The sequence below is a fragment of the Haloferax sp. s1 genome (genome assembly GCF_058382125.1).
This window is the reverse complement of sequence record NZ_JBZRPK010000078.1, coordinates 1-923: the sequence shown is the minus strand read 5'-3', so window position 1 is coordinate 923 and position 923 is coordinate 1. Positions and strand designations below refer to the sequence as shown.

At 63.3% G+C, this 923-nt stretch carries 1 protein-coding gene and 1 pseudogene; both read right to left on the bottom strand.

Going from position 1 to position 923, the window contains the following annotated elements:
- Window positions 1–557 (bottom strand): metallophosphoesterase (locus tag QT222_RS00515; protein WP_491475948.1); only part of this gene is annotated, 557 nt, incomplete at its 3' end.
- Window positions 554–859: pseudogene (locus tag QT222_RS00510) on the bottom strand (DUF7966 family protein); the annotation flags it as partial. The gene QT222_RS00515 and the pseudogene QT222_RS00510, both read right to left, overlap by 4 nt.
- Window positions 860–923: the final 64 nt, after the last annotated feature.

The following is a 923-nucleotide window of genomic DNA, read 5'->3' as shown; positions in this document are numbered from 1 at the left end:
TCAGGGACGTGATGGGCGCCGAGAGGCGTCGCGTCGAGGTCGACGTAGGATGCGGCGGGGACCGTCTCCGTCTCCCAGGCGGCGTGGGCGAACGGGGTAAAGAGACCGTGCGCGACGAGTGCCGTCTGCGGTTGGTCGTGCGGTTCGAACTGGTAGTCGAGTTCGTCTCGTCGAGAGCGCGGGACGTGGTCGAGACCGTAGAATGCCACGTCGCCGACGACGTACGGGTCGCTCCCGAGTCGAGTCGCCAATCCGAGACGTTCGAAGAGGTCGAGCCATTGCCCGCCGCGTGTCGACTCGTGGTTGCCGACGATGGCGAGAAACGGTATCCCGGCGTCATCGAGGCGACGAAGCGCGGCGAGCGTTCCGAGAAGGTCGGGGAGTTCGGGACGGCGGTCGTGATAGAGGTCACCTGCGTGGATGACCGCGTCTACGTTCTCCGAGCGTGCATCCGCGACGACCTGTTCGAAGGCGTCGAGGAAATCTTGGCGGCGCTCCGGCGAGTGGTACTGCTGGTACCCGATATGGGTGTCGCCGGTGTGTATCACCCGTGTCATCTGTCTGCAGGTTCGCCACCGCTGCTGAAAACGGTTGTGCGACCGGACTGAAAGTGGTCAGCGTCTCGAATCTGCGTTGATTCGTCGGCATCGAGCGCCTCGCGGAGTCGAGAAAGGTCTGAAAGGAGCGCACTGCCTTCGCGTGCCCACTCGTCGTGTCCGTTTCGTGCTGCGGTGCCGACGGCACGTCGGAGCGTGACTTCACCACCATCGTCGAGAAAGCGCGCTGCCGTAGAGATATCCGAGAAAGCATCTCGCGCGGCGGCAACAACATCAGTTGGTGGCTGTGGCTCTCGAGGTGCGTCGGAATCGGCGTCAGCCTTTAATGACTAGCTGACGGCGATGTGGTCAGTACCATACCTGCCT